The organism is Mesorhizobium sp. ES1-1 (genome assembly GCF_020164785.1).
Lineage (GTDB): Bacteria > Pseudomonadota > Alphaproteobacteria > Rhizobiales > Rhizobiaceae > Mesorhizobium.
Genome location: NZ_JAIUGX010000002.1, coordinates 327,486 through 353,875 on the forward strand (window position 1 = coordinate 327,486; position 26,390 = coordinate 353,875).

The following is a 26,390-nucleotide window of genomic DNA, read 5'->3' on the forward strand; positions in this document are numbered from 1 at the left end:
CGAGGGAGCAGTTTGACGGGTCATCTGGCCCTACACGCCGACACCGAAACCCGCTAATCTGCCCCGATGAACCAGCACGCCAAGCTTCGTATCGGCCATTCGGCCTGTCCGCATGATTGTCCTTCGACCTGCGCGCTCGAGGTCGAGCTGCTTGATGGCAACCGCATCGGCCGCGTCCATGGCGCCAAGGCCAATAGCTACACCGCGGGCGTCATCTGCGCCAAGGTCGCGCGCTATGCCGACCGCGTCCATCATCCCGACAGGTTGCTGAAGCCGCTGATCCGTGCCGGCGCCAAGGGCGAGGGCGCCTGGAAAGAATCCAGCTGGGAAGCCGCCCTCGATCTCGTCGCCGAAAAGTTCATCGCGGCGGAGGCAAAATACGGCTCTGAGACTGTCTGGCCCTACTACTACGCCGGCACGATGGGCCTGGTGCAGCGCGATGGCATCGACCGGCTGCGTCATGCGAAAAAATACTCGGGCTTTTTCGGGTCTATCTGCACCAACCTGGCCTGGACCGGCTGGATGATGGGGGTAGGTGCCTTGCGCGGGCCCGATCCGCGCGAAATGGCGAAATCGGATTGCGTCGTGATCTGGGGCACCAACGCCGTGGTCACCCAAGTCAATGTGATGACCCATGCCATCAAGGCCCGCAAGGAGCGTGGTGCCAGGATCATCGTCATCGACGTCTACGAGAACGCGACGATGAGGCAGGCCGATCTCGGGCTGGCGCTGAAGCCCGGTACCGATGGCGCCTTGGCCTGCGCGGTCATGCATGTTCTGTTCAGGGAAGGCATGGCGGACCGCGCCTATCTCTCGAAATATACCGACGATCCTGCCGGGCTTGAAGCGCACCTTCGGACCCGCACGCCGGAATGGGCAGCCGCGATCACTGGCTTGACCGTGGCCGAGATCGAAGCCTTCGCCCGCATCGTTGGCACAACCAAGAAAACCTATTTCCGCCTCGGCTATGGTTTCTCGCGCCAGCGCAATGGTTCTGCCAACATGCATGCGGCAGCGTCGATAGCCGCGGTCACCGGTTGCTGGCAATATGAGGGCGGCGGTGCCTTTCATTCGAATTCCGGCATCTTCAGGCTCAATCAGGATGTGCTGGAAGGCACGAAAATGCGGGATCCCTCGATCCGCTACCTCGACCAGTCGCGCACCGGCCCGGTGCTGACCGGAGCGGCGGACGCTCTCTACGGAGGGCCGCCGGTGACGGCGATGCTGATCCAGAACACCAACCCGGCCAATGTCGCGCCTGAGCAGCGGCTGGTGAGACAGGGCTTTCTGCGCGACGACCTGTTCACCTGCGTGCACGAGCAGTTCATGACCGACACCGCGAAACTCGCCGATGTCGTGCTGCCCGCAACCATGTTTCTGGAGCATGACGACATCTACAAGGGTGGCGGCAACCAGCACATCACGCTCGGCCCGAAGCTGATCGAGCCGCCGGAAGGGCCCCGCACCAACCATTTCGTCATCGAGGAACTGGCTCGGCGCCTGGGCGTCGCCGACCGGCCAGGGTTCGGTCTCACCGAGCAGCAGCACATCGACATCATCCTCGGCAAGCGCGGACTGGGCAGCTTCGACAGTCTGAAGGAAGACAAATGGGTCGACCTGCAGCCGGATTTCGAGGCAGCGCATTTCATCAACGGCTTTGGCCATGCCGACGGCAAGTTTCACTTCCGCGCCAATTGGCGCGGGCAGGCGGCACCCAACCGGCCGCCAAAAAGCATGGGTCTGTTGGGCCCGGTGGAGAGCCTGCCGGAATTCCCCGATCACGTCGATCTCATCGAGGCCGCCGACGAGGCGCATCCATTCCGCCTGGCGACCTCGCCGGCGCGCAATTTTCTCAACTCGACCTTTGCCGAGACGCCGGTATCCAGGGCCAAGGAAGGCCGCCCGGAACTTCTTCTGCATCCGGACGATGCCGCCGCTCATGGGCTCGCCGACGGCGACCGTGTCGAAATCGGCAACCAGCGCGGCGAGGTGGTGCTGCACGCCAAACTGTTCGACGGCATCAAGCGCGGCGTCGTCATCGCCGAGGGCATCTGGCCGAACAGCGCTCATGAGCGCGGCGAGGGCATAAATGTGCTCACGGGCGCCGATGCGCCGGCGCCATATGGCGGGGCTGCCTTCCATGATAACAAGGTGTGGCTGCGCGCGGCAAGTTGAACCGTGGCCCGCCGGCTCAAGAACAGTTTCATTGCCAGCGTCACCTCCGCTCGATCTGGCTACATCGTTGCGATGCTAATTTAGCAGAAGTTAAATTTATATCGTTTGGGATTGCGGGAAACTAGGGTCTTCCCTGCATGGTCCTGCCTGCCTTTGGGGACTGGCAGGACGATCGATGCGCGGGCGGGGATGGATAAAGGAAATACGCCGGGACGAGGCTCGTCGCGTGCGTGCGCGCATCGCGGAACTCGAGTGCGAACTCATGGCGGCATCATCCAAGGGGCGGCGTGGGCGGTTCGAAGCCGGGCACGAATTACGCAACGCGAAGTCCCGTCTGGAACTGCTTGAAGACTGCCTCGCCGACATGGACGGGAAGACCGTGGCATAGCTGAATTTTGGTCCACCTTCCAGCGCCACCGTCACCGGGTGGAGAAAGGAACCAAATGTCAATTTGCCGGTTCCTTCTGCTCCAACGGAGATCCCGCCATGTTTCGTCTGCTTGTCACCGGCGCTTTGGTCTATGTCGCTTACCGCGTCACCCAGCGAATGATCCAGGATGTCCCGGACGCGGTAGATCCGCTCCTGCTGCCGCCACCGCAAAATGACCGGGGCGCGTTGCGTCGGCAGTCGGCGGCCAACGCGCGTCGTTAGCCCGGCCGCCCTAGCCGACGATCGGCGCGGCGGAACTGCCATCGGCGTTGCGAACAAAGTGGAAACGATGCTTGATGGGCGATGAGCCTCGCCGCATCTGATTCGACGTTTCGCGACCCGACCATACCGCCTTATCTGGCCCGTCTGAACGACGCCCAACGTCTTGCCGTCGAGCACGGCGACGGCAAGATCGGCGGTCCCCTGCTGGTGATCGCGGGCGCGGGCTCCGGCAAGACCAACACGCTGGCGCACCGTGTCGCCCACCTTATCGTAAAGGGTGCGGATCCCCGCCGCATTCTGTTGATGACATTTTCCCGCCGCGCCGCGTCCGAAATGGCAAAGCGTGTCGAGCGCATCGCAGGCGAAGTGCTCGGTCGTGACGCTGCCGTGGTTACCGATGCGCTGACCTGGGCCGGCACTTTCCACGGCATCGGCGCGCGGCTGTTGCGCGATTACGCGCTGGAGATCGGCTTGGATCCGGCCTTCACCATCCACGACCGCGAAGATTCCGCCGACCTCATGAACCTCGTGCGCCATGAACTCGGCTTCTCCAAGACGGAATCGCGCTTTCCAACCAAAGGCACCTGCCTGGCCATCTATTCGCGCGCCGTCAACGCGCAGGCGCCGCTCGGCGAAATCCTGGGCGCCGCATTCCCTTGGTGCGCTGGCTGGGCCGATCAATTGAAAGAACTTTTCGCTTCCTATGTCGAAGCCAAGCAGGCGCAGAACGTGCTCGATTACGACGATCTTCTGCTCTACTGGGCGCAAATGGCGGCCGAGCCCGAGATAGCAGTCCATCTCGGGGGACGCTTCGACCACGTTCTGGTGGATGAATATCAGGACACCAACCGGTTGCAGGCCTCGATCCTGATGGGGCTGAAACCCGACGGCGCCGGACTGACCGTGGTCGGCGACGACGCGCAATCCATCTATTCGTTCCGAGCCGCCGAAGTGCGCAACATCCTCGACTTTCCCAAGCAGTTCGCCCGGGCCGCCGACGTGGTCATGCTGGAGCGCAATTACCGCTCCACCGAGACGATTCTGGCCGCCGCGAACGCGGTGATCGGCGAGGCCTCGGAGCGCTTTACGAAAAACCTTTGGTCGCAGCGCAAATCCACGGACAGGCCAAGACTGGTGAGCGTGCGCGACGAGGTCGAGCAGGCCAACTTCGTCTGCGATACGATCCTGGCAGAGCGCGAGGGAGGCACAGCGCTGAAATCCCAGGCGGTGCTGTTCCGCGCCTCGCATCACAGCGGTCCGCTGGAGATCGAACTGACCCGCCGCAACATTCCTTTCGTCAAGTTTGGCGGGCTGAAGTTCCTCGATGCCGCACACGTCAAGGACGTGCTGGCGGTGTTGCGTTTCGCGGAAAACCCGCGCGACCGGGTCGCCGGATTTCGTGTGCTGCAGCTTTTGCCGGGCATCGGGCCCTCGGCCGCCGCGCAGATCGTCGAGACGATGACGACAGCGCTTGACGAAGCCATGGGCTTGGCCGGATGGCGTCCGCCGCAACGCGCCGCGGACGACTGGCCGGCTTTCGTCTCGCTTTATTCCGGCCTGCGCGCCGGCGCCAAATGGCCGGCTGACCTCGAGCAAGTCAGGTTATGGTATGAGCCGCATCTGGAACGCTTCCATGAGGACGCGACCACGCGCCGTGCCGATCTCCTTCAGCTCGAGCAGATCGGCGCGGCCTATGCCTCGCGCGAGCGGTTTCTCACCGAACTGACGCTAGATCCGCCGGATGCGACGAGTGACCAGGCCGGTCCACCGCATCGCGACGAGGATTATCTGATCCTGTCGACCATCCATTCGGCCAAGGGTCAGGAATGGAAGAACGTCTTTGTCCTCAACACCGTCGACGGTTGCATTCCGGCCGACCTTGGAGTCGGAACCAGGGAAGAGATCGATGAAGAACGCCGCCTGCTCTACGTGGCGATGACGCGGGCCAAGGACAGTCTCAACCTGGTCATGCCCCAACGCTTCTTCACGCACGGGCAGGCAGCGCGAGGCGATCGCCACGTCTACGCCTCGCGCACGCGATTCATTCCCGCTTCCATTCTGGGCGCCTTCGAGCAGATGGCGTGGCCGGGCGCGCAGGCCGCGCAGGGCAGGGCGGCCCGGCCTGAGGTGCGCGTCGATATCGGCGCCCGCATGCGCGGCATGTGGAAATAGATCGCCGGCAACGGCACACCAGGCATAACGCCGGTCCCCTGTCGGTTGGCCAGGCACCTCATCCGATTCTCGCCGTGTTTGAAACGATCCAACATCGAGGGAGACCGTGGATAAACGACGATGGTCGTCATTTGACGACTGGTCAAAGAGACGGCTGGTTCCCACTCTGACCCGATCGGTACTCCCTGAAGCGAGAGGACGCAGCGATGGCAGGTGAGGATGATGGCGTCGGACCGGGAGATTTCGAGCTTGTCCCCGAATCCGGCACGGACGCGGAATTTGTCCTCGATCATGGCTGGCAGTCGCATGCTGCCATCAAGAGGATGAAAGTCGCCGAGGGAGCCAATATTCCACCCATGGTGAACCTGAAGACCATCAGCCGGGTTTCACTCGCGCAGCGCCTGAAAGCGGCCTCCACCAAGAAGGGGGCATGACGGGTGCGGATCCACCTTGTCGGCAAGACTCAAGGTCCCATCTGGGTGAGCATGATGACCTATGCGCCTGACATATGCGGCGGCTCCGGCGGTGGCGACTGGTACGTCCAGGGATGGTGGCAGGTAGATTTCGGAAAAACCATCAAGACGACCATCGATACCGACAACCGCTATCTTGCCTTCTATGCCGAGGCGTCCGACGGTCGTGTCTGGGGCGGCCCATACGGGCCGGTGGATTGTCCCCAGCCGCGATTTCAGGCGTGCATCGGCCTGTTGAACAACCCCAACTTCAGTGGGTTGCCGGACAGGCGCTTGGGATTTCGCCTCATCGACGGCGGAGCCAACAAGCCCTCGAACCTCTACATCCGTCTGTAGCCGAGGCCGCCCCATCGCTGCGAGACCGGGTGGGGAATAACACGCGAACACGATATGCGCGGCAAGCTGGCCCGAGTGACCGGTATGAGACCCGGATGATCTCTCTGCCATAGCGCTCGTAGCCGGCTCAACCGCGTGCACCGACCGGCGATAGTCGGCTGCAAAGACGCGCCCGTGACACCGAAATCCATTCAAACCGAACCGTTCGGTTCGATTTATGTTGACAGACCGTGCACCCTGGATGAACGCCGGGCCTGCTGGCGTGATGCCATGCCAAAGCACGGTTCCTATAACATCATGATTTGGAAGACAAAATTCTGACCGCTCGAAGCGGACACAGTTTTCAAGACCCGGATCGGACTCGGCGGGGCACATCTTCGTGATTGGAACATATAAGCCTCTCCACCCATTTCGGGGTGGTCCAAGCGACGCGAATTCCTCCCAAGGGCACGCCACTAGATGGACAGAACAAAAGCATACTGGAGTACTCAAAATGACCAAGATCGCACTGACCGCCGCCGCAATTCTCGTTGCAACCGGCACCGCATTTGCGGGCAGCGGAAACTACGGTTCCGACAATGTGAATCAGCCGGTTCCCAACCAGTCGGCCAACGTCGACACCACTCGCACCGGTTCGATCCTCAAGTCCGACCAGGCGCAGGGTGACGCCAATGCAAACGTACCCGCTCAATCGGGCCAAGGCATCTGGGGGCGCTGAGTTCAGCGTCCACAACTCCCACAAGTACAAATTTCAGATTGGAGTATTACAATGACCAAGATCGCTCTTACCGCCGCCGCCATCCTTGTCGCAACAGGCACCGCTTTTGCCGGCAGCGATAACTTTGGTTCCGACAACGTCAACCAGCCGGTTGCCGACCAGTCGACCAACGTCGACACGACTTACACCGGTTCCATCCTGAAGTCCGACCAGGCCCAGGGTGACGCCAACGCCAACGTGCCGGCTCAGTCTGGCCAGGGCATCTGGGGTCGCTGATCTCCAAGACCTTGGAATACACAAAGAGCGGTGGGCTTGGCCCACCGCTCTTGTTTTTGCGCAATGTGGATAGGCGTCCGTCGCCTATTATGCAGATAATCTCTGTACGGGTGTTCCCGACTCGATTTTGCGTGGCCAATCCCAAGCTGCTGGTTTATCGGCATCTCCCGGCTCAGAGCGTAATCCGCGCCAAATGTTCCAGGTCGGCTTCCTCGCGCTGCGGGTTCGGTGCCATCACCAGCGAAGTGCCGTTGTCGGCATCGTCGTCGAAATGGGCAAGAACGGTGCGGCCGCCTTCCATCCGCGCCTTACCCTCGGCGACCAGCCTCAACGCCAGCGAATAGAGTTGGTGCTCGGCCTTTAGAACACGCGCCGCCAGCGTATCGGCGGTGTCGCCGACCACCACCGGCACGGCCGCTTGCGCAATGATCGGGCCGTCATCCATTTCTGAGGTGACGAAATGCACTGTGCAGCCATGGATGCGCAGGCCGGCGGCCAGCGCGCGCGCGTGAGTGTCGAGCCCCTTGAACCCCGGCAGCAGGGCAGGGTGGATGTTGATCATACGCCCCTGCCATTTCTGCACCAGTCCGGAGGTGAGGATGCGCATGTAACCGGCCAGCGCCACGATTTCGGCATTGAAAGCCAAGAGCGCTGCTCCGATCGCCGCGTCATGCGCCTGCTTGCTGCCGTGGTCTGCGCGGGCAACGACCTCGGTGGGGATGCCGCGCGCCTTGGCGATGCCGAGGCCAACGGCATCCGCTTTATCTGAAATGACGCCGACGATTTCGGCCGGGAAGGCCGGATCGCTGGCCGCCGCGATCAGCGCCGTCATGTTTGAGCCACGCCCGGAAATCAGGATGACTGTTCGCTTTCTCTGCATGTTCATAGGCCGATCGAACCCCGATAAATGACGCCGGCGTCGCGGCGAGGAACGATACGACCGATCGGCGTCACCGTTTCGCCGGCCTCCTGCAGCACGGCGGCTACCTGTGCCGCCTGACCGGATGCGACCGCCAGGATCATGCCGATGCCGCAGTTGAAGGTGCGCATCATCTCTTCCGGCGCCACGCCGCCGGTCTTGGCAAGCCACGAAAAAACGCGCGGCACGTCGATCGCCTCGAGGTCGAGCTCCGCCGAAAAGTCCTTGGGCAGCACGCGCGGAATGTTCTCCGGGAAGCCGCCGCCGGTGATATGGGCCAGCGCCTTGATGCCATGCGTGTTGCGGATGGCTTTCAGGATCGATTTCACATAGATGCGCGTCGGCTCGAGCAGCGCCTCCGCAAGGCTTGCGTCATCGTTGAACGGTGCCGCACCGCCCCAGGCGATGCCGCTGGTGGCAACGATGCGGCGCACCAGTGAAAAACCGTTGGAATGCAGTCCGGACGATGCGAGCCCCAACAGAACGTCGCCTTCGACGATATCGTCTGTGGGCAGCAACTGCCCGCGCTCAGCCGCCCCAACCGCAAAACCGGCCAGATCATAGTCTTTGCCGTGATACATGCCGGGCATCTCGGCCGTTTCACCGCCGATCAGCGCGCAGCCGGCCTGCCGGCAGCCCTCCGCAATGCCTCCGACGATGGCCGCTCCCTGTTCGGGGTCGAGCTTGCCGGTGGCGAAATAGTCGAGGAAGAACAGGGGTTCGGCGCCCTGTACGACAATGTCGTTGACGCACATGGCGACGAGGTCGATGCCGATTGTGTCGTGCTTGCCGGCATCGATGGCGATCTTCAGCTTGGTGCCGACGCCGTCATTGGCCGCCACGAGAACCGGATCGGTGAAGCCGGCCGCCTTGAGGTCGAAAAGGCCGCCGAAGCCGCCGATCTCGCCATCGGCACCCGGGCGGCGCGTCGCGCGCACCAGAGGCTTGATCTTCTCGACCATGAGGTTCCCGGCGTCGATATCGACGCCGGCCTCGGCATAGGTGAGCCCGTTCTCGCGGTTGCCGGTGTCGGGCTGGCCCGTGTCACGGTTGGTCATCGCACTTTCCCTGCTCGTTTTCGGGCTCTTCGCATGAACGGTTTCGGTCCGCAAGGATAACGACCGAGGCGGGCCTTGTTTAGCCCGACAAAACTGGAGCGGCTTGCCGCATGCGCGCTGGACATCGCGGTGGCGCATCCGTCTCGCAATGGCTGGAAGCTCGGACCTTGCGCCCGGCCCGATATTGCTGTCCGGGGTCTTGACCATGGCTTCAGCCGCGGCCTATCTCGTGCCTTGGCTGAGGCATATGAGCGGCTATGGCGAAGGCTCCGATCCTGACATCCGAGAAAGAGGCGGCGGTGATCGAGGCTGCGGCCGTCGATATCGTCACGGCTGCCGCGTTTCGCCGGCAGATCCTTTTCTGGCTGGCCGGCGCCGCCGTCGTTGCGCTCTTCCTCTATATCTTCAGCGACATCCTGCTGCCCTTCGTCGCCGGAATGGTGCTTGCCTATTTTCTTGACCCGGTCGCTGACCGGCTGCAGCGGCTCGGCCTGTCCCGCCTCATGGCGACGGTGGTCATTCTCATCACCTTCCTCATCGTGCTGGTGTTGGCTTTCGTAATCCTCATTCCGGTGCTGGCCACGCAGATGGCCGATTTCGCCGGCAAATTGCCGGAATATCTAACGCGGCTGCAGAGCCTGCTCACATCCTTCGATCCGAAATGGCTAGAACAAAGATTCGGCGTCAATGCCAACAGCTTGCGCGATGGGCTGAATTCGCTGCTGACCTCCGGTTTCGGCCTCGTCACCACTGTCTTCACCTCGCTGTGGAGTTCCGGGATGGCCCTGGTCTCGGTGGTCAGCCTGTTCGTGGTGACGCCTGTGGTCGCCTTCTACATGCTTCTCGACTGGGATCGCATGGTCGCGGTTATCGACAGCTGGGTACCGCGCGACAATGTCGCGACCGTGCGTGCCATCGCGCGCGACATCAACTCGGCGACCGCTGGCTTCGTGCGCGGCCAGGGGACACTGTGCCTGGTCCTGGGCGCCATGTATGCCATAGGCTTGACGCTGACGGGACTGAACTTTGCCATTCTTATTGGTCTGTTCGCCGGGTTGATTTCGTTCATCCCCTATGTCGGCTCGCTTACCGGGCTGGTGCTGGCCGTCGGCGTTGCCTTTGTCCAGTTCTGGCCGGATTGGACGATGATCGTCGCCGTCGCGGTGGTCTTCTTCATCGGCCAGTTCATCGAGGGCAACATCCTGCAGCCGAGGCTGGTCGGCAAGAGCGTCGGTTTGCACCCGGTATGGCTGATGTTCGCCCTGTTCGCCTTCGGGGCGCTGTTCGGTTTCGTTGGACTGCTCATCGCGGTGCCGGCCTCGGCGGCGGTGGCCGTGCTGGTGCGGTTCGCCATAGCCCGCTATCTGGAATCGCCGCTCTACAGGGGTCGTGGCGCGGCGCCCGTGCCGCCACAGCCGAGGCCCGACCGCAGCGGCCAACGCACGCGCACGCGTCGCTGACGTGGCTGCCCGGCGAACCGGCCCGCCGCGCCAGCTGCCGCTCGATCTCGGCCACGGCATAGGCTATTCGCTCGACGATCTCGTCGTATCCAGCACCAATAGCGACGCGGTGGCGTTGGTCGACCGCTGGCCGGACTGGCCCTCGCCGGTGGTGGTTCTGGCTGGCCCTGCCGGTTCCGGCAAGACGCATCTCGCCTCGATCTGGCGCGACCATGCCGGCGCGGTTGCCATCGAAGCCGGCGGCATTGGCGACAGCATCGCTGATATCGGCGCGCGCCCTGTGCTCATCGACGACGTCGATGCAGGAGCGGTGGACGAACAAGGTCTGTTCCACTTGATCAATGCGGTGCGCGGCGCGGGCTCCACGCTGCTCCTGACGGCGCGGCGCTTTCCGTCGGCTTGGGGTGTGGCGCTGCCGGACCTCGCCTCGCGACTGAGGGCGGCGGCGACTGTCGAAATCCACGAGCCCGACGACCTTTTGCTCGCCGGCGTCATCACCAAGCTGTTCGCCGACCGCCAGATCGAGGTCGAACCGCATGTCGTACAGTATCTGGTGCGGCGCATCGAGCGCTCGCTGGCGACCGCCATGCGCGTGGTGGAACGATTGGACCGGGTCGCGCTGGAGCGCAAGACGCCGATCACCCGGGCGCTTACCGCCGAAATCGTCAGCGCCATGGATGAGGGGCAGGGCGATTTCGGCAACTAGGCCGGCTTGATATGGCGGCTCGCCACTGTGCTCTCGGTCCCGGCAATCCGGTGTGTCATTTCGGGAAAGATCGCTGGCCTCGATCTTGCAACGAGAGCTTGCCGGCTGACCCCGGTCCTGATCGCGTTCCTGATCAGGTTGTAGGCTCGCCGGGAATGAGGGTGGTGGGGCTCTCGCCCGGCGAGCTTACCTTCAAAGGCATCCAGGTCGGCGAAAGCCGGAGAGTGCTCGTGCTCGAAAGCGAGGGCCGACCTCGATCCCCCGTCGCGCCAAGCTGTTCGTATGTCACTCGAGATAGTGGTCGGAGTGGAGAGATTCGAACTCCCGACCCTCTGGTCCCAAACCAGATGCGCTACCAGCCTGCGCTACACTCCGAACGGTTTGTGCCTAGTGGCTTCGAAGCGGCATGGCAAGAGCAAAAACCTTGCCGCCATGCGCATTGCGCAGTAATGACGGACCAAAGGGGCGGCGATGCTGCCTTGCAAAATAACGAGGTGGCCATGTCCGCGCGCATTTTCAGCCCAGCCAAAACCGCGATGCAGTCCGGCAAGGCCAAGACCGGCCACTGGGTGCTGGAATTCGATCCCGAGACGCGCAAGAAGATCGACCCGCTGATGGGCTATACCACCTCGGGTGACATGAGAAGCCAGATCAGGCTTACCTTCGAAACCAGGGAAGAAGCCGTGGCCTACGCCGAAAAGGAAGGCCTTGCCTACAGGGTCGAAGAGCCGAAAGAGGCCAAGCGCCGCCAGATTTCCTATGCGGAGAATTTCCGCTATGACCGCAAGACGCCCTGGACGCATTGATCGCGGCCGGCGCCAGATATCGATCCGGCCTTAGGGCCGGCCAGTGGTCCCGTAGCTCAGCTGGATAGAGCACCGGCCTTCTAAGCCGATGGTCACAGGTTCGAATCCTGTCGGGATCGCCAACAATCCTCGGTCCGTTCCGGATGCGGACGGCCGCCTTTCGGCGCCCGTCCTTGTCGCTTGCACCTGCCTAGCGCGGCAAAGCCGCCAACTTGTCGATCAGCTGCGAAGCCGACTCCACGCAGGCCTTCATCGGTTCGTCGTCGGCACACTTTGCGTCGATCTCGACATCACCGCGTCGAAGGTGGAAATGGGCTGCCTTAGATGGTGGCGGCGGCGGCGGACCGGCGTCGCGGCCATGCGGTCCGCGATGTTCGCGCATTCCGTCCGGGCCGGGCGGCGGCGGTGGCGGCGGCGTCTGGTCGGCAGCTGCATCGACGCCTGCTGGAGGTGGCGGGGGCGGCGCGTCGGCCTGGGCAAAGGCGGTTGTGGCCATGAGCGTCAGGGCCAGGCCTGCCAGGAGGAGCTTCTTCATCTCTGTTTCCTTTCGGTTTGGTCGTGGGTGAACATTTATCCGGGCTTGCCGGGAACGACGGTATCGACATCCGGCCCGTGCAGCCGGTCGAGCACGCCGCGGGGACCCGGCCGAGGCGGCTTCAGGCTCTCGGCTTTGCCGTCGGCATGAACGAGCAGGTCGCCATGAATGAAGCCGTCGTCGAACCGGCCCTGCACGGTCAGCGTTTCGCCAGCGGCGACCAGAGTGCCGCCTTCGCCGCGTCGACCGGTCTCGACCAGCGCGCGGCCGCTGCCGTCGTCGATGACGAACTTGTTGCCGAAGATCTCGGCGACCTTGCCCTTGACGGCAACGTCGCTATAGGGCGACAGCTTGGCGATGCTGGTGGGCTGCATCAGCATGACGCTGTCGCGAGGAGCAGCCACGATCGTGGCGCCAGCTCCGGCAATCAGCCCGACGGTGATCAGTCCGGCGGCAAACAGGCCGGTCAGATAGGGTCGCCGGCGTTCCCGGGCCGGCAGGCCGGCGACTGTCCCCTTACGGGAGGTTTCTGAGGTATCGGTCATGATGGGCGCCTTTCGGTTGTGGTGGAATGGCAACCGTTCTACCCGACCCCTAGGAACCCAGCCTGAACCGGGCCGTTCAGCTTCAGTTAAGCCGGCGGGGGTAGGTGCCGGCCTCTAGGCCAAGCGGGAAACTCGATCCGATGAAGGTGTTGCTCGTTGAAGACGATGCTTCGATCGCCAACCAGTTGGCGGAGGCCCTGCGCGGCGAGAACTTCGTCGTCGACATCGCCCGCAACGGCGAGGACGGGCAGCATATGGGCGATACCGCGACATATGACGTCGCTGTTCTCGACCTTGGCCTGCCCAAGGTAGAAGGCAAGGCGATATTGACGGCCTGGCGCAGCGCGGGACGCACCCTGCCGGTTCTGATCCTGACGGCGCGTGACGGCTGGTCGGAGAAGGTCGAGGGCTTCAAGGCCGGCGCCGACGACTATCTGACCAAGCCGTTCCGTACCGAGGAGCTGATCATGCGGCTGCGTGCGCTGGTGCGGCGCGCCGCCGGGCACGCGCAAGCGAAAATTGTCTGCGGCCCGCTGGCGTTCGACGCTCAACTTGGCACGTTCGAGTTGGACGGCCTGCCGCTGAAGCTGACCGGGCTGGAATGGCGCGTGCTGTCCAGCCTCGTTCTGCGCAAGGAAGTTGTGTTGACGCGCGCCGACCTGCTCGAGCGCGTCTATGACGGTGATGCCGACGTCGATTCCAATTCGCTGGAAGTGATCGTCGCCCGGCTGCGCCGCAAGATAGGCCACCATCGTATCGAGACCGTGCGGGGACTTGGCTACCGGCTGACCGCGGGCGCGGCATGAGGCTGATCCCGCGTTCTCTTGCGGGCAGGCTGCGGTTGGCCGCTGTCATTGCCATTGTGGCGGCTCTCCTGCTTGCCAGCATCGCCATCGCCCTGATCCTGCAGCGCTTCGTTATCGGCCAGATCGACCAGCGGCTCGATGGTCAGGTCTTTGCGATCGCAGCTTCCCTGCAGCGGGGCGGGCAGGGCATGATGAACGTCGCGCCGGCATTGAACGGGCCTCCCTTCGACCGTCCGAATTCCGGCTGGTCGTGGCAGGTGACCGGACCGGATGGCGAGTTGGTATCTGCGTCGCTGGCCGGGCATGCCGCCATGAAGCCGCCGCCAGTCCATGCCGGTCGGTTCGACAATCTCCCCGGATTGCCGGAATGGCTGGGAGCTTTTCAGTCGCTCGGCCGTCCACGGTCAGCCGATGGCACGGGGCCCGACGGCCAGTTCCTGCATTGGCGCGTCCTTGAAGCGCCATTCGGCGTCCAGACGGTGACGGTGGCCGCCACCGCGCCCTATCGCGCCATATATGGGCCGCTTCGCGAAGCGCTGCTGCCATTGGTGCTGACGCTGGTGGTGTTGGGCCTGTTGCTGGTTGGTGCCATGCTGGCGCAGGTGCGGCTTGGGTTGCTGCCGCTCTCCGCCCTCAGGAGCGGCTTGGCCGATATCCGCGCCGGCAGGCGCAATGCGATCTCCACCGACCAGCCGAGCGAAATCCTGCCGCTGGTTGAGGAGGTCAACAGCCTGCTTGCCGAAAATGCCGAAGGGCTCGCGCGAGCCAGGCGCCATGTCGCTAATCTGGCGCACGGACTGAAGACGCCGCTGGCGACGCTCGGCCTGGCGCTCGACGGTCGCGCGGCCACATCAGGGGCGACCACCGAAGGCGGCGAACCCTTCATACGCACACAGCTGGAATTGATGGAGCGGCTGATCCGCCATCATCTGGCGCGCGCGCGCGCCGCGGTCCTGGCCGGGCCGGTGCGCGCGAGCACCAATGTCGCGGAACGGGTGACCGACCTCGTCGGCATGATGGGCAGCCTGCACCGCGAACGAGGCTTGACCTTCGATGTCTTGGCAACCGCCGATATCGCGGTCGCCACCGAGACACAGGATTTCGACGAAATCCTCGGCAATCTGCTCGACAATGCCTGCAAGTGGGCCTACTCGCGCGTCACCGTTTCGTCTGTGGCCGATTTGGGCAGGGTCATTATCGACGTCGAGGACGATGGTCCCGGTCTCGATCCGGCCGCGATGCCTGAGGTGATGCAACCGGGCCGGCGAATCGACGAGGCGACGCCGGGCCACGGCTTCGGCCTTCCGATCGCCGCCGAACTTACGGAACTCTATGGCGGAAGTCTGGATCTGTCTCGCGGAGCATCAGGCGGTTTGCTCTGCCGGGTCGTCCTGCCGCGTAGCCGCTGACCGAACATTTTCGGGGAGTTTTGGACGGATTCGATCTACGCCGTGCCGGAACCGCCCAATTCCAGTCGATATCGCATTGGAGAGAAACTCTTATCAATTTGTTTGCGTTGGTACGCCATGGTGGCCGCCTATGGAGTTGAACGAATGAAGCTCGATCTATCCCCGACGAGCTGGGGAAGGGTAATCGCTGTCACCCTGATCGGCACCGCTTTCTTTATTGCGGTGGCGTTCTTCGTCGATTCTTTCAATTTCCTGTATCTTTCGCCCGAGGCACTGTGGCGAGCCCAGATGACAGACCTGTTTCTGCCTCTGCTGCTCGGCGGATCGTTTCTGTTTTTCCTCATGTGGAAGATCCGCCAATTGGCCATCGCGCAGCGTGATCTCAGCGTCATCGCCGCGACCGACAGCCTGACGGCGGTGCTGAACCGCGGCGCCTTTTCGATGCTGGTCGAAGCCTATCTCGATCAGGCCAGCAAGGAGGAAAATAGCCGCTCCGGGGCGCTGCTGATCATCGATGCCGACCACTTCAAGTCGATCAACGACCGCCTCGGCCATGACAGCGGCGACCAGGCGCTCAAACTGATAGCGCAGGCGATCAAAGGGCAACTGCGTGGCGTCGATCTCGTCGGGCGAATCGGCGGCGAAGAATTCGGCGTGTTCATGCCCGGTGTGGATCCGTCGCAGTCCTGGCTGGTCGCCGAAAGCATTCGGCGGCGCATCAGGGAGATGGATTTCTCTCCCGGCGGCAGGCCTTGCCCGCTTTCCGTCAGCATCGGCGGCACGAGCTTTAGCGGCTCGACCACCTATGAGAAGATATTCTCCGCCGCCGACCGAAGGCTTTACACCGCCAAGGCGAACGGGCGCGATCAGGTCAGCATCGATCCAGCGGGTATGGTGCCAGTGCCGCCGCCGACCGTCGGCACGGTGCATTGAAAGCAGCGGTCGAGGCGGCAACGCCGGCGCCATCGCGTGCGGCCTCTTGCAAACCAGAGCGGACTGCCCGGACACGATGATTTGCCCAGATTGTTGCGCCGACAGAGGTTTCGCTTTGATGACATCACGCTAAAGGTATTCTCCGGCGCACAACGGGCTGGATGATCGGGGCAGGGCTCTCCTTCGCATGACACTGATGGGCGTGGCGGCATTGCTGATCCTGGTTCTTACCTATGCCGGCGTCGCGGTCGGCCGCGTACCGGGGCTGCGTCTAGACCGCGCAGGGATCGCACTGCTTGGCGGCGCGGCGATGATCGCCATCGGCGCGCTCAGCATGGAGGATGCCTACCGTGCGATCAATTTCGACACCATAACTCTGCTGCTCGGCATGATGATCGTAGTGGCGCATCTGAAGGTCTCCGGCGCATTTCGCGGGCTCGGCGCCGTCGCCATCGAGCATGCGCACGCGCCCTTCATGTTGCTGGTGATGGTAACGCTGCTGACCGGCGTGCTGTCCGCCTTCCTGGTCAACGACGCCATTTGCCTCGTGATGGCGCCGATCGTCGTCCACGTCACGCGGATCATCAAACGTAATCCGATCCCCTACCTTATCGCCACCGCCACGGCGTCCAATTGCGGCAGCGTCGCCACCATCACGGGCAATCCGCAGAACATGGTCATCGGGGCGCTGTCGGGCATTTCATACCCGGCCTTCTCGGCGGCGCTGGCGCCGGTTGCGCTGTTCGGACTTGTCGCGGTCATAGTCATCGTGCGCATCGCCTACCCGGCCGAATTCACCCGCACCGCGCAGATTGAGCCCGAAATCTCGCGCGGCCGAATGCATCGAGGGCAGGTTTTAAAGGCGGTAATCGTCTGCGTGGCGCTGGCTGTCGCGTTCTTTGCCGGCGTTCCCGTCGCCAAGGCGGCGCTGATCGGCGGCGCCATCCTGCTTCTGACCCGATCCATCAAGCCACAACGCATCTACCGCGAGATCGACGGGCCGTTGTTGTTCATGTTCGCGGGGCTGTTTGTGGTTGTCGCGGGCGCCGAGAAGACGCTGCTCACACCGGACCTGATCGCTTCGGCCAAGGGCCTTGGATTGGACGATGTCTGGCGCTTATCGGGTTTTACAGCGGTGCTTTCGAACATCATGAGCAACGTGCCGGCGGTGCTGGCGCTCCGACCCTTCATACCCGGCCTCGAAAATCCCGAACGCGCATGGCTGGTCGTCGCCATGAGTTCGACCCTGGCCGGCAATTTCACGCTGCTCGGTTCGGTCGCAAACCTGATCGTCGCCGAGCAGGCCAAGACGGCGGGCGTGCCGCTCTCTTTCACCGCCTTCTTCAAGGTCGGCCTGCCATTGACACTGATCACGCTCTTCGCCGGTACGGCATGGCTGGCGCTGGGCTTTTAGAAGGCTCCAGCGCCCGTCTGGTCCTGCAGCCACAGCTAATCGTCTTTCCGGTGCCGAGCGCGCACCAGCGTCGCGGCGGCCCGTCCGGCCGCCTCGATATAGTCGGGATTGCGATGGACCAGCATGACCGAAAAGGCGCCGTCGAGCAGCAGCACGATCTCGCGCGCCATGACTTGCGGCTCGTCGACCCCGCGATCCGACAGTTCTCCAGCAAGCCAATTTTCAAAATTGGACTTGTGTCGCGACCCGGCCTTGATAGCGGGATGTCCTGGCATCGACGCTAGTTCGGCGGCCGTGCGCAGGAACCCACATCCCTTCCATTTGGGGTGGCGCGCTACCCGCGCGAGATTGGTGAAGACCGCCTCGACCTTGCGCTCCACATCGCCTTCGGCTGCATCGAACCAGCCGGCCATCTGCTTCAAATTGGGCTGATCGCGGCCATCGAGATAGGCAGCGATGAGATCGTCCTTGCTCTTGAAGTGATAGTAGAGCGTCCGCTTGGTGAGCCCGGCTCTTTCGGCGATGGCATCGACGCTGACCCGGCCGATTCCCTCGGCATAAAACAGTTTCGTCGCTGCTGCGACAATCCGTTCGCGGGTAGGGGTGGAGAGCTCAGGCATGTGCAAACGTATACCGACTAGTGAATATACAAGCAATGGCAAGCATGATCCCTTTCAGCGGTGTCTGGAAAGGAAGAACGATGACCGATCTAGTATTAAGCGAGACCCGCGACGAGGTAGCCGTCCTCACTCTCAATCGTCCCGACAAGCTCAACGCATTGAACTATGCGATGATCGACAGGCTGTTGGGCCTCCTCGATCATCTCGAAGTCGATGGCGGGGTGCGGGCAGTCATCTTGACCGGCGCGGGGGACCGCGCCTTTTCGGCGGGCGGCGACATCCATGAGTTCTCCGCCAGCGTCGCGCTGGGCGCCGATATCGCGATGCGCGACTTCGTCATGCGCGGGCAGCGGTTGACGTCGAGGTTGGAAGCGTTTCGCAAGCCGGTGATCGCGGCCGTCAATGGCATTGCCTTCGGCGGCGGATGCGAGATCACCGAGGCCGTGCCGCTCGCCATTGCCAGCGATCGCGCGATGTTCGCCAAGCCGGAAATCAACCTCGCAATGCCGCCGACCTTTGGCGGAACCCAGCGCCTGCCGAGGTTGGCAGGACGCAAGCGTGCACTCGAACTGCTGTTGACCGGCGATTGGTTTCCAGCGGCGCGTGCGCTTGAAATTGGCCTCGTCAATCAAGTTGTTCCGCATGGCGACCTGATGCCGGCAGCCTTCGATCTGGCCAGGCGGATTTTACGGCGTTCGGGACTGGCGGTCGCCAGCATTCTCACGGCCGTAGCGCGCGGCCATCACCTCAGCATCGCCGACGGTTTGCTGGTCGAGGCCGAGCAGTTCGCCCGCATGGTACCGACCGCCGATTTGCGCGATGGGCTCGACGCCTGGATTCGGCGGCCCAAGCCTGGCCATGACGGGTCATGGACACATATCGCGCGGCCGGACGAGGCCAGGCGGAGGTCCCTGGCGCTGGATCGGACGATGTCTTCGGCGCACGACTGACATAGTCATGGCTTAAGGGTGGGGCTACTCAGTTTTAAGCAGCCGGGCCGCCGCTGCCAGCAGGTCGGTCTGCGTGATCAGCCCCAGTAGATGCCTCGCGTCGTCCACGACGATGACGGCATGGCTGCGGCCGTCGGTCAGGACCGGCAACAATCCCATGGCCGCCGAACCGGGGGAGGCGGTCGCCGCGCTCGATAGCATTGCCCCAACGGTGCCGGGACCCGGCACCAACTCCCGTAAGCCGACGGTGCCGGCGAGCCGCCTGTCCGTATCAACCACCGGCAAGGTGCGGATGTTGTGATGGAGCAGCAATTGGCGTGCCGTCTCGGCTTGTGTGTCTTCCTGCACCGAGATCACGTCGCGCGACATGATGTCTTCGCACAAAAGGGTCTCGTGCGACCGCGCCAAGGCCTGCATTTCAACCTGCCAGAGCAACCGGTCGAGGTCGCCGCGGTCAATGTCGAATGTTTCCTCGAGCGCTTCCAGGGCGGCGTCGATGTCCTCCGGCCGAAATCCGACGCGCACCCGCGCCGGCGGATCGATCGTGCCGTGGCTGTTTGCCGGCGCTTGAACCGGCACATGGGGGTAATTTCGCCGCGACAGCTTGTGGAAGCCGTAACCTAGGGCGACCAGCACGATCGAGATCAGCGCCACCGGGACAAAAGGGAACATAAAGCCCGAGGCGGTGACCATTGGACCGCCGAGCACCGCTGTCAGGGCGGCGGCTCCGCCGGGAGGATGGAGGCAACGGGTAAGCGACATGGCAGCGATTGCCAGCGCCACCGCAATCCCTGCGGCAAAAGCCGGTTCCTGGATGAAATGAGCGACGATCACGCCGACAAGCGCCGATATGGTGTTGCCGCCGATGATGGGCCATGGCTGCGCCAATGGGCTTGCCGGGACTGCGAACAGCAGCACCGCCGATGCCCCGATCGGCCCGACCAGCAGCGGCACATGCGCACCGTGGCCGAGCGCCAGGCCCCCGAGCACGCCGGTCAGCGCAATGCCGACCATCGCGCCGATGCAGGCGATGACACGTTCGCGCGGGGTTGCGCCGGCAAGGATGGGAACAAAGAGGCGAAAGGCCATGAAGTCGGTAACTCTGCCGGAGGGCGAAAACTGTGCTGATGCCCGCAATGACGCCAGGGCGTCGAATTTGAAAGCCAAATCGATCCCGTAAACGCGGGCTTGAAGGAATGGAATTCCATGGGGCTCTTCGAGTTGCGCAGGGCAGCGCTTGTTCACCTGCCTCGGAAGTGCTTGGCGCGGTTCCAACTCCGCTCCGTCGTCGTTCAGGCGGACGCGGCGGCGTCCAGGCCGCGCATGAGGTCGGCTTTCAGGTCCGCAACGTCCTCGAGACCGATCTGCAGGCGGATCAGCGGGCCGCCATGGGGAGTTTTGGCGACGACGCGGTCGCCGAGCCAGACCGGCACCGCAAGGCTTTCGTAGCCACCCCAGGAGTAGCCGAGGCCAAAGATCCGCAAGGCATCAAGGAAGGCGTGCTGTTGTTTCTGGCCGCCGCCGGCAAGCACGATGGAAAAGACGCCACTGGATCCGCAGAAGTCGCGTTTCCACAGATCATGGTTGGGATGGCTTGGAAGGGCCGGGTGAAGCACGCGCGCGACCCCTTTCTGACCCTCGAGCCAGGAGGCGATGGTGAGCGCGCTGCGCTGATGGTGCTCCAGGCGCACCCCCATTGTGCGCAGCCCGCGCAGCACCTGGTAGACGTCGTCGGGCCCGGCGCAGCAGCCCAGCGTGCAAAAGCTCTCGTATAGCTGCTTCCAGTGGCCCTCATTGGCAGAGACCGTGCCCAGCAGTAGGTCGGAATGGCCGGCCGGGTATTTCGTCGCCGCATGGATCGAGATGTCGACGCCATGGTCGAGCGGGCGGAAATAGAGCGGCGTTGCCCAGGTGTTGTCCATCATGACGATGGCTCCAGCTTCATGCGCCTCCCTTGCGATGGCCGGGATGTCCTGCACCTCGAACGTGTTGGAAGCCGGCGATTCCGTGAACACCACCTTGGTGTTGGGCTTGATCAACGCCGCGATGCCGGCACCGACATCGGGAGCGTAGTACTCTACCTCGACACCCAGCCGCTTCAGCATCGTGTCAGCGAAGTTGCGGGTCGGGTTATAGACGGAATCGACGATCAACAGGTGGTCGCCCGCCGATAGGAAGGCGAGCAGCGGCACCGTCACCGCCGCGAGGCCGGAAGGCACCACGATCGTGCCGGCCGAGCCCTCTAGCGCGTCGATCGCTTGGGCGAGCGCGTCAGTCGTCGGTGTGCCGCGCGTGCCGTAAACGTATTTCTGATCCCGTGCCGCCATGGATGCCGCGTTACGAAAAAGCACCGTCGAGGCGTGGACCACCGGCGGATTGACGAAGCCGAAATAATCATGCGGGCTGTTGCCCGAATGGGCCAGCCGCGTGTTGATGCCAAGCTTGTCGCTACCCTGCTCGCTGCCGTCTTTCGTCATTCTTCATCGCCTTTTTCGAAAGGCGTTAGCCTTAGTGCGACGCCATGGACCGCGCAACAGCCACGATCCGCCGGCGGACCGACTTCGAATGTGCCAATTCCGGGTCTGGATCCGGCAGCGACGGTCCGGTTCTAAATCTAGCCGACGACATGCGGCAGCGCCGAGGCGAGCAGCCCAAACCCCGATGCCGTCAGCAGCGAGAGGATGATCTTGCGGAATGTCGATTCGCTGATGCCGATGTAGAGCTTCGCTCCGAGCAATGTCGGGACGAGCATTGCCGTTGCCACGACGGCCAATGTCGGAAGCATTCCGATGCCGATTTTGCCCGTGGCGATGTAGGCTGCCATCGTTGCAGAAAGGGCCGCCAGGTTGAAATTCTGGATAACGGCGCGCTGCGTGTCTTTCTCCCATTGGCGCAATGTGCACCACAATGTCGGAATTGGCCCGGTAAAGCCCCCGATACCGCCCATGGCACCTCCGATGAAACCAATCAGGCCATCCGCGAACGACCCGCCCGCAGTAATGCGCGGAAGGTGACGCGCAAAAAGCATCAAGGGACACCACACGACCAGCAGGGACCCGAGAACCAGCTTGAACACATGCACGTTTAGCCACGGCAGGATCATGACGCCGATCGGAATGCCCAGCAGGCCGCCGATCAGGAACGGCAGCAGGAGCCCGATATCGAAACCCCGCCGCACGGAAACGGCGGCGATGATCTGGCCGGTGAGCGCCCCAAAGACGGTCATCGCCGCGGCGAGTTGCGGCTCCAAGGTCCATGCCCAAATCGACATGGCGACCAATCCGAAAGCGAAACCGGACAGTCCCTGGACGAAACCGGCGACGACGGCCCCCAGGATGACAATCCATGTATGCGGGTCCATCGACAGTCTTTCCCTACCGCATTGTGCGTCGATGGTACGACTGGACGTCGCCTTGAATCAGCGCCACCCATATTGCGGCGGCTTTGGACGTACAACCAGCCGCAATTATCGGGCGGGTCTGTCTGATGGAGCAGTTCATGGCAGCAACGCTTACCCGCTTTGCGAACGGACGGCCGCCGCATTTTGCCGGGGGTTGTTGATCAGAAACCGCCCGAACATGGCCGATGACATTTGAGCCCGCCAACTCACTCCGCGCCGGTCAGTAACGCCAAGGTATAACAAGGATGGATTCGCGACCTCGACCTGCATTAGCGTTGAACGAGTCGTGCCTTCTTTATTTGCGCTGATGACTAAATCGCGGGCCCGTTTGGCGGCAATTCAGGCATTTGCGGCAACTGGTTTTCAAACTCTTTCGGTTTCGGTCATTTCCCTTGACCTCTCGGGAATTATCGCCTTCGATGACATCTGTGAATGGGAGGCGGCTCGTCGGTTACGATGCGCGTTCCGGGGAGGGGGCCGGAATGGAACTGCGTTCACACGGAAAAAGATCAGGGTTTGCCTGAAAAACAGAAAAGGGTCTGTGGGTCATGAAAAATATTGCCATTGGCATTCTTACTGCCGCCGCGCTTGGTCTGATGGCGTCTGCAGCCTCGGCGACCACGCTTGATACGGTCAAGGCGAAGGGCTTCATCCAGTGCGGTGTCTCCACCGGCCTGGCCGGCTTCTCGGCGCCGGACGACAAGGGCGACTGGCAGGGCATCGACGCGGATTTCTGCCGCGCTGTCGCGGCGGCCGTGTTTGGTGACGGCACCAAGGTCAAGTTCACGCCGCTCAGCGCCAAGGAGCGTTTCACCGCCCTGCAGTCGGGCGAGGTCGACATCCTGTCGCGCAACACCACCTGGACCATCAACCGCGACACCGCGCTCGGCCTGAACTTCATCGGCGTGACCTATTATGATGGCCAGGGCTTCATGATCAACGCCAAGAAGCTACCTGGCGTCAATTCGGCGCTTCAGCTTTCAGGCGCCGCCGTATGCGTCCAAAGCGGGACCACCACCGAGCTCAACCTCGCCGACTACTTCAAGGCGAACAAGATGGAATACAACCCGGTCGTCTTCGAGAAGCTCGAAGAGGTCAACGCCGCCTATGACGCCGGGCGTTGCGATGTCTACACCACCGATCAGTCGGGCCTTTATGGCATAAGGCTGACGCTAGCATCGCCCGCGGACCATGTCGTCCTGCCCGAGATCATCTCGAAGGAGCCGCTCGGACCCGCAGTGCGCCAGGGCGACGACCAGTGGTACCACATCGTCAAATGGACCTATTTTGCCCTGTTGCAGGCGGAAGAGCTCGGCATCACCAAGGCGAATGTCGATGAGATGAAGAACTCGGCCAGCCCTGAGATCAAGCGCGTGCTGGGCCAGGAAGCCGACACCAAGATCGGCACCGACCTTGGCGTTTCCAATGACTGGGTTGTCAACATCGTCAAAGCCGTCGGCAACTATGGCGAGCTGTTCGAGCGCAATGTCGGGTCGGGCAGCCCGCTGAAGATCGCCCGCGGCATCAATGCGCTGTGGACAAAGGGCGGCCTGCAATACGCTCCGCCCATCCGCTGATCGAAACGTGATCCGGGGGGCATCTGCCTCCCGGTTTCTCTTTCCAGGGGACGGTCGAATGGCATCGCAGGAAGTTCTTCGCGAGGAGCCAAGTCGCGCTTCTCTCATCAACAATCCGACAGTCCGCGGTATTCTCTATCAATGCCTGGTCGTTGCCTTGCTGGTGGCGGGTGTCTGGTGGATCGTTCACAACACCATCGTGAACCTCACGAACCTGCACATTGCCTCCGGCTTCACCTTTCTGAGGGGCCGCGCCGGCTTCGACATTTCCGATACGGCGATCGCCTACACATCGGACTCCACCTATGGCCGGGCCATCATCGTCGGCCTGATCAACACGTTGATCGTCGCCTTTGCCGGCATCATCACCGCCACGATCATCGGCTTCATCGTCGGCATTGGCCGGCTGTCGAAAAACTGGCTTATCCAGAAGATCTGCACTGTCTATGTCGAGGTGTTCCGTAACATCCCGCCGCTCCTGGTCATCTTCTTCTGGTATTCGGGCGTGCTGGCGGTTCTCCCGGCGCCGCGCGACAGTGTCCACCTGCCATTTGGCTCGTTCCTCAACCAGCGCGGCTTCTACTTCCCGCGCGCCGTGTGGGGCGACGGCTCCTGGCTGATCCTGGTCGGCCTGCTTGTCGGCATCGCCATGGCATGGTTCGTCGCCCGCAAGGCGCATCTGCGGCAGATGGCAACCGGCCAGCAATTTCCGGTGTTCTGGACATCGCTGGCGCTCATTGTCGGGCTACCGCTACTTGCCTACGTGCTGAGCGGCTTTCCCCTGACTTTTGATCTCCCCAAGCAATCGACCTTCAACCTGACCGGCGGCTTTGTGGTGAAGCCGGAGTTTCTCTCGCTGTATCTCGCGCTGTCGTTCTATACCGCCGCCTTTATCGCCGAGATCGTGCGCGCCGGCATTCGCGGCGTGGCCCGGGGCCAGAGCGAGGCTTCGGCGGCGCTCGGCCTTCGGTCGGGCCAGGCGCTGAGGCTTGTGGTCGTGCCGCAGGCGATGCGCATCGTTATCCCGCCGCTCGCCAGCCAGTATCTCAACCTGACCAAGAACTCCTCGCTCGCCATCGCCATCGGCTATCCCGATTTGACGGCGACCACTGGCACGGTACTGAACCAGACCGGCCAAGCGGTCGAATGCGTGGTCATCATGATGGTAATCTATCTGGCCATCAGTGTTCTGACCTCGCTGCTGATGAACTGGTTCAACGCCAAAATGGCACTGGTGGAGAGGTAAGGACATGCAAGAACATGACATGTCCTGGGTACGCACGGAGATGGTGCTGGCGCAGCCGGCGCCAGCCGGCGTCGCGGGCCTCGGCGCATGGGTGCGAAGGAACCTGATAGCATCGGTTGGCGACACCATCATGACCATAATCGGCATCGCCCTGGTGGCCATGACGCTGCCTCAGATCATCAACTGGGCTTTCATCGACGCTGTCTGGACGGGACCTGACCGCACCGTATGCGCCACCGTGACACAAGGCGGGATTCAGCCGGATGGCTGGTCCGGCGCCTGCTGGGCTTTCGTCAATGCGAAGTTCGGCCAGTTCATGTTCGGAACCTATCCGATCGAGGAACGCTGGCGGCCGATCCTGGTTGGTATCCTGCTGGTGGTGCTCATGGTGCCGATGCTGATGCCGAGCGTGCCGCGCAAAGGGCTCAACGCCCTGCTGCTCATTGTCGGTTTGCCCGTCGTTTCATTCTTCCTTCTGGTGGGCGGCGCCTTCGGCCTGCAACATGTCGAAACCGCCCGCTGGGGCGGCTTGCTGGTGACGCTGTCCTTGTCTTTCGTGGCTATCGTGGTGTCGCTGCCGCTCGGCATCGTGCTGGCGCTTGGCAGGCGTTCCAAGATGCCGGTCGTCAAGATGCTCTGCGTCATCTTCATCGAAGCCGTGCGCGGCATTCCGCTGATCACCGTTCTGTTCATGGCGAGCGTCATGCTCCCGCTGTTCCTGCCGCCGGGCGTTACCTTTGACAAATATTTGCGCGCGCTTATCGGCGTGTCGCTCTTTGCCGCCGCCTATATGGCCGAAGTGGTGCGCGGCGGCCTGCAGGCGATCCCCAAGGGTCAATATGAGGGGGCCGATTCGCTCGGCCTCGGCTATTGGCAGAAGATGTATTTCATCGTCATGCCGCAGGCGCTCAAGCTCGTCATTCCAGGTATCGTCAATACGTTCATCGGCATGTTCAAGGACACCAGCCTGGTGACCATCATCTCGATGTTCGACCTGCTCGGCATCGTCAAACAGAACTTCTCCGACGCCAACTGGGCAACGGCGCAGACGGCCAAGTCAGGGCTGATCTTCGCCGCCTTCGTCTTCTGGCTGTTCTGTTTCGGCATGTCGCGCTATTCGATGTACACAGAACGCCGGCTCGATACCGGCCACAAACGCTAATGCATGTCGCCCAAAAGTGTGTTGCGGTTTTGGGATAACGACA

At 62.7% G+C, this 26,390-nt stretch carries 26 protein-coding genes, 2 tRNA genes and 1 pseudogene; 20 read left to right on the forward strand and 9 right to left on the reverse strand.

The window, feature by feature from the left end; genetic code table 11:
* Positions 1-66 precede the first annotated feature (66 nt).
* The 7 genes from LB513_RS04330 to LB513_RS04360 all read left to right on the forward strand — a co-directional run bounded on the left by LB513_RS04330 (position 67) and on the right by LB513_RS04360 (position 6,801).
* A complete protein-coding gene (locus tag LB513_RS04330; protein WP_224662235.1) occupies positions 67-2,175 on the forward strand; it encodes a molybdopterin-dependent oxidoreductase in 2,109 nt (702 codons plus the stop codon).
* Between the two features lie 486 nt (positions 2,176-2,661).
* Positions 2,662-2,826: a hypothetical protein gene (locus LB513_RS04335; RefSeq protein ID WP_224662236.1), complete on the forward strand. Its 165-nt coding sequence runs from the start codon at positions 2,662-2,664 to the stop codon at positions 2,824-2,826.
* A gap of 81 nt (positions 2,827-2,907) precedes the next feature.
* Positions 2,908-4,998: an ATP-dependent helicase gene (locus LB513_RS04340; protein WP_224662237.1), complete on the forward strand. Its 2,091-nt coding sequence runs from the start codon at positions 2,908-2,910 to the stop codon at positions 4,996-4,998.
* A gap of 206 nt (positions 4,999-5,204) precedes the next feature.
* Positions 5,205-5,432: a hypothetical protein gene (locus tag LB513_RS04345; RefSeq protein ID WP_224662238.1), complete on the forward strand. Its 228-nt coding sequence runs from the start codon at positions 5,205-5,207 to the stop codon at positions 5,430-5,432.
* 51 nt (positions 5,433-5,483) lie between these two features.
* Complete coding sequence (locus tag LB513_RS04350) at positions 5,484-5,807, forward strand: DUF1036 domain-containing protein (protein WP_224662239.1); 324 nt, start codon at positions 5,484-5,486, stop codon at positions 5,805-5,807.
* A gap of 493 nt (positions 5,808-6,300) precedes the next feature.
* Positions 6,301-6,525: a DUF680 domain-containing protein gene (locus tag LB513_RS04355; protein WP_224662240.1), complete on the forward strand. Its 225-nt coding sequence runs from the start codon at positions 6,301-6,303 to the stop codon at positions 6,523-6,525.
* Positions 6,526-6,576: 51 nt separating this feature from the next.
* Positions 6,577-6,801 (forward strand): DUF680 domain-containing protein, encoded by a 225-nt coding sequence (locus tag LB513_RS04360; RefSeq protein WP_224662241.1) that lies wholly within the window; start codon positions 6,577-6,579, stop codon positions 6,799-6,801.
* A gap of 172 nt (positions 6,802-6,973) precedes the next feature.
* Here LB513_RS04360 and purN read toward each other — a convergent pair whose 3' ends face one another.
* Positions 6,974-7,687 (reverse strand): phosphoribosylglycinamide formyltransferase, encoded by a 714-nt coding sequence (gene purN / locus LB513_RS04365; protein WP_224662242.1) that lies wholly within the window; start codon positions 7,685-7,687, stop codon positions 6,974-6,976.
* Positions 7,684-8,778: a phosphoribosylformylglycinamidine cyclo-ligase gene (purM, locus tag LB513_RS04370; protein ID WP_224662243.1), complete on the reverse strand. Its 1,095-nt coding sequence runs from the start codon at positions 8,776-8,778 to the stop codon at positions 7,684-7,686. Before purM ends, purN begins: the two co-directional genes overlap by 4 nt.
* 166 nt (positions 8,779-8,944) lie before the next feature.
* Here purM and LB513_RS04375 point away from each other — a divergent pair.
* The 3 genes and pseudogenes from LB513_RS04375 to hdaA form a co-directional block, all read left to right on the forward strand.
* Positions 8,945-9,055, forward strand: a pseudogene (locus LB513_RS04375) (CDP-alcohol phosphatidyltransferase family protein); the annotation flags it as partial.
* Entirely contained in the window at positions 9,036-10,238 is a 1,203-nt protein-coding gene (locus LB513_RS04380; protein ID WP_224662244.1) for an AI-2E family transporter, read from the forward strand. The pseudogene LB513_RS04375 and the gene LB513_RS04380, both read left to right, overlap by 20 nt.
* A gap of 1 nt (position 10,239) precedes the next feature.
* The gene (gene hdaA / locus LB513_RS04385) at positions 10,240-10,944 is read left to right on the forward strand and encodes a DnaA regulatory inactivator HdaA (protein ID WP_224662245.1); all 705 of its coding nucleotides are present in this window, start codon (positions 10,240-10,242) and stop codon (positions 10,942-10,944) included.
* Positions 10,945-11,242: 298 nt separating this feature from the next.
* Here hdaA and LB513_RS04390 read toward each other — a convergent pair.
* Positions 11,243-11,319 (reverse strand) — tRNA-Pro (locus tag LB513_RS04390).
* Between the two features lie 125 nt (positions 11,320-11,444).
* Here LB513_RS04390 and LB513_RS04395 point away from each other — a divergent pair.
* Positions 11,445-11,750, forward strand: a complete 306-nt coding sequence (locus LB513_RS04395; protein WP_224662246.1) for an ETC complex I subunit — start codon at positions 11,445-11,447, stop codon at positions 11,748-11,750.
* A 45-nt stretch (positions 11,751-11,795) separates the two neighbouring features.
* Positions 11,796-11,872, forward strand: a tRNA-Arg gene (locus tag LB513_RS04400).
* A gap of 68 nt (positions 11,873-11,940) precedes the next feature.
* On the opposite strand, the gene LB513_RS04405 is transcribed toward LB513_RS04400, so the two are convergent.
* Both LB513_RS04405 and LB513_RS04410 read right to left on the reverse strand, forming a co-directional pair.
* Positions 11,941-12,285: a hypothetical protein gene (locus LB513_RS04405; protein WP_224662247.1), complete on the reverse strand. Its 345-nt coding sequence runs from the start codon at positions 12,283-12,285 to the stop codon at positions 11,941-11,943.
* 35 nt (positions 12,286-12,320) lie between these two features.
* Positions 12,321-12,830 (reverse strand): hypothetical protein, encoded by a 510-nt coding sequence (locus LB513_RS04410; protein WP_224662248.1) that lies wholly within the window; start codon positions 12,828-12,830, stop codon positions 12,321-12,323.
* A 140-nt stretch (positions 12,831-12,970) separates the two neighbouring features.
* Here LB513_RS04410 and LB513_RS04415 point away from each other — a divergent pair, with 140 nt between their 5' ends.
* From LB513_RS04415 to LB513_RS04430, 4 genes are all read left to right on the forward strand, one after another.
* Positions 12,971-13,636, forward strand: a complete 666-nt coding sequence (locus tag LB513_RS04415) for a response regulator transcription factor (RefSeq protein WP_224662249.1) — start codon at positions 12,971-12,973, stop codon at positions 13,634-13,636.
* The gene (locus tag LB513_RS04420; protein WP_224662250.1) at positions 13,633-15,045 is read left to right on the forward strand and encodes a sensor histidine kinase; all 1,413 of its coding nucleotides are present in this window, start codon (positions 13,633-13,635) and stop codon (positions 15,043-15,045) included. Before LB513_RS04415 ends, LB513_RS04420 begins: the two co-directional genes overlap by 4 nt.
* 144 nt (positions 15,046-15,189) lie before the next feature.
* Positions 15,190-15,978: a GGDEF domain-containing protein gene (locus tag LB513_RS04425; protein WP_263481968.1), complete on the forward strand. Its 789-nt coding sequence runs from the start codon at positions 15,190-15,192 to the stop codon at positions 15,976-15,978.
* 187 nt (positions 15,979-16,165) lie between these two features.
* Complete coding sequence (locus LB513_RS04430) at positions 16,166-17,392, forward strand: anion transporter (RefSeq protein WP_224662252.1); 1,227 nt, start codon at positions 16,166-16,168, stop codon at positions 17,390-17,392.
* Between the two features lie 35 nt (positions 17,393-17,427).
* On the opposite strand, the gene LB513_RS04435 is transcribed toward LB513_RS04430, so the two are convergent.
* Positions 17,428-18,012, reverse strand: a complete 585-nt coding sequence (locus tag LB513_RS04435; protein WP_224662253.1) for a TetR/AcrR family transcriptional regulator — start codon at positions 18,010-18,012, stop codon at positions 17,428-17,430.
* An 80-nt stretch (positions 18,013-18,092) separates the two neighbouring features.
* Here LB513_RS04435 and LB513_RS04440 point away from each other — a divergent pair, with 80 nt between their 5' ends.
* Complete coding sequence (locus LB513_RS04440; RefSeq protein WP_224662254.1) at positions 18,093-18,962, forward strand: crotonase/enoyl-CoA hydratase family protein; 870 nt, start codon at positions 18,093-18,095, stop codon at positions 18,960-18,962.
* A 24-nt stretch (positions 18,963-18,986) separates the two neighbouring features.
* On the opposite strand, the gene LB513_RS04445 is transcribed toward LB513_RS04440, so the two are convergent.
* The 3 genes from LB513_RS04445 to LB513_RS04455 form a co-directional block, all read right to left on the reverse strand.
* Positions 18,987-20,051: an HPP family protein gene (locus LB513_RS04445; protein WP_224662255.1), complete on the reverse strand. Its 1,065-nt coding sequence runs from the start codon at positions 20,049-20,051 to the stop codon at positions 18,987-18,989.
* Positions 20,052-20,254: 203 nt separating this feature from the next.
* Positions 20,255-21,439, reverse strand: coding sequence for a cystathionine beta-lyase (locus LB513_RS04450; RefSeq protein ID WP_224662256.1), 1,185 nt, complete (start codon positions 21,437-21,439; stop codon positions 20,255-20,257).
* A 137-nt stretch (positions 21,440-21,576) separates the two neighbouring features.
* Positions 21,577-22,323, reverse strand: coding sequence for a sulfite exporter TauE/SafE family protein (locus LB513_RS04455; protein WP_224662257.1), 747 nt, complete (start codon positions 22,321-22,323; stop codon positions 21,577-21,579).
* Positions 22,324-22,910: 587 nt separating this feature from the next.
* Here LB513_RS04455 and LB513_RS04460 point away from each other — a divergent pair.
* The 3 genes from LB513_RS04460 to LB513_RS04470 are packed head-to-tail and all read left to right on the forward strand — an operon-like array spanning position 22,911 to position 26,347.
* Entirely contained in the window at positions 22,911-23,939 is a 1,029-nt protein-coding gene (locus tag LB513_RS04460) for an amino acid ABC transporter substrate-binding protein (RefSeq protein ID WP_224662258.1), read from the forward strand.
* Between the two features lie 58 nt (positions 23,940-23,997).
* A complete protein-coding gene (locus LB513_RS04465; RefSeq protein WP_224662259.1) occupies positions 23,998-25,185 on the forward strand; it encodes an amino acid ABC transporter permease in 1,188 nt (395 codons plus the stop codon).
* Between the two features lie 4 nt (positions 25,186-25,189).
* Complete coding sequence (locus LB513_RS04470; RefSeq protein ID WP_224662260.1) at positions 25,190-26,347, forward strand: amino acid ABC transporter permease; 1,158 nt, start codon at positions 25,190-25,192, stop codon at positions 26,345-26,347.
* The last annotated feature ends 43 nt before the right edge of the window (positions 26,348-26,390 follow it).